Source organism: Candidatus Culexarchaeum yellowstonense, assembly GCF_024707025.1.
In the GTDB taxonomy this organism is placed as follows: Archaea; Thermoproteota; Methanomethylicia; order Culexarchaeales; family Culexarchaeaceae; genus Culexarchaeum.
On sequence record NZ_JANGFQ010000211.1, the window covers coordinates 1 to 5,543 of the forward strand.

Here is a 5,543-nt window from a genome sequence, read left to right on the forward strand (position 1 = left end):
TGGATCTTGACAAGATAAAAGGTAAGACAGTAATTGAATTTTCCTCTACTAATAAGGGTCCATTTGGTGAAGTATGGGCTTTTCCAGCTGAGGATCTGCCATTAAAGTGGGATAAGAGAAGGAAGCGAGAGTTGCCGATAACCATTATAAACGAATACGAGCTAGCTCACTTAGAACCAAGCGAGAGACTATTCCTAGGTGAATGGGACAAGTATTACAGGCCAATGCTGAGCTACATTAGGAAGGAAATAACGGAAAGGAGGAGCAAAATTTGGGCAACGGATCTTGTCAATATTCACATTCTTAACGACCTTAAATATCCGGTCTCTTTCTTGATACCCTATAGCGAAAGGGCAAGGTCTATGTCCTTACGTGAACTGACAAAGGAAATTCATCAGACTTGGATTGTCATAAGGATTTTAAGGGAGTTTACTTCTGAGCCTTTGAAGCTACTTTTCAAGCAGAGTCCATACTCCCCGATAGTAACAATAAATAATTATGCAATGTGGTACGAATTCGACTTGAACCCCCACACAATGTTTGAAGGTATTGCTTGGAGAGAAAAAGCTCCACCAGAGCTAAAAGAAATATATAAGAGGGCTGAGGAAATTGGAAAAAGACTGGGGCTAAGTAGTATACCCTTAAGGCCAGATATAACCTTCACTTATGCCAAGAAACCTGAAGAGTTCATGCAAAAGCCAGCAATAAAGCTAATAATAGAGTGCAAGAATACTGACTATCCCTCTTGGGAGAAGGATGTGGAAAGACAGATAAAACCCTACATGGAGATATTTCAACCTGAACATATGATAATTGCTTCACTTAAACCAGTCCCTCAGTACTTGAAAAAAGCACTATCAAGCTATAACATTGACATCGTAGACAACGTCTACCCGGGAGGCTCAGGAGAACTAGAGTTAGTAGCGTACATCAGACGAACACTAAATATAGATATTAAGAACCTTAAACTAGATTTCCCATCATTTGCTGGAATTTCCTTTCAATCACATAATTAGTCTTCGAAGATTTTAGGAAAGCCTTGTCTAACATGATATTAAGCTGGTATAAAGGTTGTGGAAATTGAGGCTTTACACTTCAAAGCAGTAATAGTAGATGATGAAATAGTATACCTAGGCTCCATAAACATTCTAAGCCTCCTACCAATAGAATACTACTCACCAGACTACATGGTAAGATTTGAAAGCGAAGCCCTAACAGACGAAATAATCGAAAACGTAATTGGAAGAAAGAAGTATGAAGAAATAATGGGATAATGCCAGCTCTCAATCGAGCTTGATCCTTAAGATTGCGGTCACTGAGATCTCCTAATGTTATTGATAAACTGGAAAAAAGTGGAGTTAATTTGTTAAGTATTGCTTGACTAGTTTTCTGAATTCCTGTATTGCATTTTCGTTGTTTGGAGCTAGATTGTCAATCACACTTATGGTTGTTAGTTCCTTTTTAATGTTAATTGGCACTGGCTTCATTGATGCAAGTATCATATTAGTAGGCTTATACTTCTCTAAATATGGGATCAACTGATCTTCTATATCCGATTCCCAGAATTCGAAATCTTCATTTTTACACTCGATGATTAAGTCAAATTTCTCCACTATTCTTCTTGGATATCCATAGTTGCCTTTACAAATTGCAATATCAAGTCTCATTGGTCTTCTTTTGCCAGCGGGGCGCTCGCTAAGGTGAGCTTTTTTGCTTGGTTGGTATTCAAACCAGAAGGAGAAAACGTTTGTATCGCTTTTCGCTACAAAGGCGGGGGATGAGCTACCTTGCTCAATCAACCAAAATATTTCTCCCATTAACGGTTCTTTCTCTATCTCCTTCACATCCAAAGCTTTACATGCCAACATCATTACCCAAATCTGATAAATCCATTTCATTGGAACCTTTAAACTCCTCAATTTCGCTTCATCACTTTGAAGACCTAGGCAAGCAACATATCCCATTAATGGATCTTCAAATATTTCAGCAGTTCGCTTCACACGGCGACCAAACTCAATCTTAAAACCTAATTTACTAGCATAATCCTTAACTTCATCAATCATCTTCGTATAAATAGTTCTCAATTCTTGTACAGCCTGCTTCAAAAGAGGATTCTCCATCTCTATTTCCAGCTCATTAAGCTCTTCAAGATCTGCAGGATCCATATGCTTAGGAATCCCCGTATGCTCACTATACAAAAACGAATCAACCCCACACTTATGTAAACCAAGGTTACCATTGTTACTATAGTAGAATGCATAAATTTGCTTCCCACTAATTCGCTCCAGAGGCACTTCAAATTCCATACTTGCTTTCCTTCCATCCTTCTCAACTACCGTCTGTTTTACCGCATACTCACTAATCCTCCTAAGCTTATTACCCTCACGAACATAATAATAACAAGTCCCCCTCGTCCCATACCAAAACTCCCATATCTTAACAGTTTGCATATTAAATTCCTCCAACACTCTTCACTTTCGAGTTAATATGTGTATGTGTAATTATAAAGCCTTATCATGACTTAATGTTCTCTTTAACATGTCGATGATGATTTTGTTTGTTGCTAAATCCCCTAATTAGATTTTCCATCATTTACTGAAGTCTTCTTTTAATTTTTGTTAGTTCTTTCTTGAAATTTTTAACATTAGTATAGCTTCCAAATGGTAGGGGAAGGACTTCATAAGGGAAATCGAGCGCTAAAAGGCGCTTTTTCTTAAGTATCGTGAATGTCCCTTTCCCTATAAAAATCGCTTTCTCGAATTTAAGTGTATGGATTTCTTCGTTAAGATATTTTGCGCAACACTCGATGACTTGCTCTTTCTCCTCATCTGGTAGGCCGCCCAATGGACATTTAACCATGTCTATTAAGTAGAATCCATTCTCCTTGAACAGCTTAAAGAATTCTTCTTTGCTCTTCGCTTTAAATAAGGCTTTATTCATGTGGTATGCAATGCTATTACGTCTCTCAGGTCCTGAAGCATAGAAGTAGGCTCTATCATCCCATATGAAAGCTCGAGGAGGAGACTCAGCTACAAATAAAATCTTAATTGCATCTGGAACATACTGATTATTTAGTTTAAGAGTTCTATTTCGCGCATCAATGCGATCTGCATAATTTTTAAAAATAAGGCAATTCATACAATACACACTACTCAATATACGCGAAATAATAGGGTTCATAGAAACTCCCATTTAACTTATTAAAACTATAATAAAAAACTATAAGTTACTTTCGATTACACTTGTTAACATTACATTAATAATTGAATGTTGGTATCAAATTTATGGGGAATTATGAGTTGGGATGTTGGTGAAGTTTATAGGCGTCTGACATTGTTTACTGTGCGTAGGTATGGTGCAATTCTGGGTAGTGAGCTTGGGAGGGTTAAGATGCAGGCTACCCCACTATTGAGGATGACTGAAGCTTTGGAGAAGATTTTAGAGGATTTACAGCCAATACAAAGCTACATGGAAACATTCAAGGGGAAAAGTGATGAGGAAGCCTTAGCAAGCTTATTCAAACTCATAAGCTACCTAAACTCTTTATCAGCATATCTAGAGCAGATTGGAAGGCTTGTGGAAAACGTAAACATGCTAAGAGAACAACTGAAGAAGGATGGATTGATATTCGAACTCCCAGAAATAACGAAGCCAACCATGCTTGAAACAGCAAAACACGTAACACTACCAGCAATAAAAGGATTCCTAAAAGGACTAATAGAAGCATAAGCTAAGTCTTCAGGTGACCTCATAAATACCTCATATTATTATGTTTAGACGCCCTATGACGAAGTCTCATTAGTTAATTGGCTTTGAAAGAGGATTCGTAGAATTTTTAAGTTGTCAAGTCCTTTCATCAAAAAAGGTTAAGTAAGTTTAATAAGACTAAGTATTAGGGGGAATGGTATGGAGAAAATTAAGAAAGAGTACAAGAATATACTGGCAATTTACACTACATATAAACGTCTCAAAAGAGAACTTGGAAAACCGGAACGTTACCCCTTAGATCCACAGAAAATTGAGGAGGACTTATCAAGCGCTGAATTCTTTAAATTAATTAATCAAGGTTAAAGAGTTCTTGCAGCATAATACTTAACCTTAAACTTAAAGTTTTAATTAGTTTTGAATGCAAATCTTCTGCCTTATTAAAGTTCGATTTTAAGCTACAAAGTATCCACTTCTCTCTTTGGCATAGGAGACGAATTTGGATAGAAGTTTGTGTTTTTCGTGGATTGATTTTGCATTTCCAATCACTATCAGCTTTCTCCTAGCCCTCGTAAATGCCACGTTCAATCTATTCTCATCTTCCACGAAGGACATGTCTTCTGTGCTTGTTATTGTGAAGATTATTACGTCCTTCTCCCTCCCCTGAAATGAATCTACGGTGTTCACTTCAAGCTCATCATCTTTAATGAGCTCCTTTATGTAGTCTCTCTGAGCTCTATACGGGGTTATTACACCAATATCTTCACTTTTCACACCTAAACCCTTTAAGGTTTTAACGATTCTTGCTACAAGTTTTGCTTCGGATTCATTGAACCTTGAACCATCTTCCCTCATGGATTCCATTCCATCCACATGCAAGAATACCACTGGGATGTCTGGATTTAAGAACTTCATATCCTTGGGATAGCTTTTAATGTTAAGCTTTATCTCTCTACATTTATCTACGGGGGAGATATTCCCTTCATATATGTAACGGCTTGAGAATCCTATTATCTCGCTATTGCTCCTATAATGCCTCCTCAACCATACAGACCTATCCTTATACTTGTCAAGCATATAGCAGAATATGCTCAACTTCTCTTGAACCTTCTTATCCTTAATATCCAATGTTTGGAATATGGGTAGAAGTTGCTTATGATCACCAACCAAAACCCACTTCTTAGCTTTAACCATACCCAACAAAGCTAAAGTTAAAGATGCCTGGCTACATTCATCTATAAGCACCATATCAAAATGCTCATTAACTAGTGGTGGTAGATGAGATTTTATCAAAGTTGAACCTATAATCCTCGCTTCAGCAACCAACTTCTCACTCTCACACTTCAACATCCTATTCCTCTCTTCACAAAGCATCCTCAACTGATCCTTAGCTTTCTGCAACTTAACCTTATGCTCCATCCAACGACCAATCCTAAACCATTCATCCTTAATTTGATGAAAATATTGAAGAGCCTTCTTCATTCCACGTATTCTATTCTCCAACTCCTCCAATTTCGACCCCAAAATCGTTTTAGCTTTATAACTGAGTAGGTATGGTCTAATATTTGGCAGAACCTTCTCAGGTCTACCAACCCTCAAAGATATATCAACTGGCAAAAGTTCAAGAGCATTATCAACAGCCCTATTCGTATGTGAAGCTATTAGAACCCTCTCCCCCCTCCTATACAATTCATAAGCTATTTTGGCAATCACACGAGTCTTACCAGTTCCAGGAGGACCAATTATGAGGAGAGATTCACCATCACCAAGTCCCAAAGCATATTCAACAGCCTCCAATTGGAATTCATCTAAGGGATATCCACCCTTAACATCAAAAA

General features: G+C 37.6%; 7 protein-coding genes. 4 read left to right on the forward strand and 3 right to left on the reverse strand.

Annotated features, from left to right (window positions below):
* Both MRT15_RS11275 and MRT15_RS11280 read left to right on the forward strand, forming a co-directional pair.
* The coding region (locus tag MRT15_RS11275; protein WP_304330316.1) for a hypothetical protein at positions 1-1,016 on the forward strand (1,016 nt) is incomplete at its 5' end.
* Positions 1,017-1,073: 57 nt separating this feature from the next.
* The gene (locus MRT15_RS11280) at positions 1,074-1,274 is read left to right on the forward strand and encodes a hypothetical protein (protein ID WP_304330317.1); all 201 of its coding nucleotides are present in this window, start codon (positions 1,074-1,076) and stop codon (positions 1,272-1,274) included.
* Between the two features lie 84 nt (positions 1,275-1,358).
* Here MRT15_RS11280 and MRT15_RS11285 read toward each other — a convergent pair whose 3' ends face one another.
* Entirely contained in the window at positions 1,359-2,450 is a 1,092-nt protein-coding gene (locus MRT15_RS11285) for a hypothetical protein (RefSeq protein WP_304330319.1), read from the reverse strand.
* Positions 2,451-2,592: 142 nt separating this feature from the next.
* Complete coding sequence (locus tag MRT15_RS11290) at positions 2,593-3,138, reverse strand: uracil-DNA glycosylase family protein (RefSeq protein WP_304330320.1); 546 nt, start codon at positions 3,136-3,138, stop codon at positions 2,593-2,595.
* Positions 3,139-3,294: 156 nt separating this feature from the next.
* On the opposite strand from MRT15_RS11290, the gene MRT15_RS11295 reads away from it, so the two are divergent.
* Both MRT15_RS11295 and MRT15_RS11300 read left to right on the forward strand, forming a co-directional pair.
* On the forward strand, positions 3,295-3,729 hold the full coding sequence (locus MRT15_RS11295; protein ID WP_304330322.1) for a hypothetical protein: 435 nt from the start codon (positions 3,295-3,297) through the stop codon (positions 3,727-3,729).
* A gap of 177 nt (positions 3,730-3,906) precedes the next feature.
* Positions 3,907-4,071: a hypothetical protein gene (locus tag MRT15_RS11300; RefSeq protein ID WP_304330323.1), complete on the forward strand. Its 165-nt coding sequence runs from the start codon at positions 3,907-3,909 to the stop codon at positions 4,069-4,071.
* Between the two features lie 87 nt (positions 4,072-4,158).
* Here MRT15_RS11300 and MRT15_RS11305 read toward each other — a convergent pair.
* Positions 4,159-5,543, reverse strand: a 1,385-nt coding sequence (locus MRT15_RS11305) for a DEAD/DEAH box helicase (RefSeq protein WP_304330325.1), incomplete at its 5' end; no start/stop codon positions are given.

Excerpts from the sequence above, each read along its gene's own strand:
- MRT15_RS11285 (WP_304330319.1), bottom strand. The coding sequence starts at position 2,450 with ATGCAAACTGTTAAGATATGGGAGTTTTGGTATGGGACGAGGGGGACT.
- MRT15_RS11290 (WP_304330320.1), bottom strand. The coding sequence starts at position 3,138 with ATGAATTGCCTTATTTTTAAAAATTATGCAGATCGCATTGATGCGCGA.
- MRT15_RS11295 (WP_304330322.1), top strand. The coding sequence starts at position 3,295 with ATGAGTTGGGATGTTGGTGAAGTTTATAGGCGTCTGACATTGTTTACT.
- MRT15_RS11300 (WP_304330323.1), top strand. The coding sequence starts at position 3,907 with ATGGAGAAAATTAAGAAAGAGTACAAGAATATACTGGCAATTTACACT.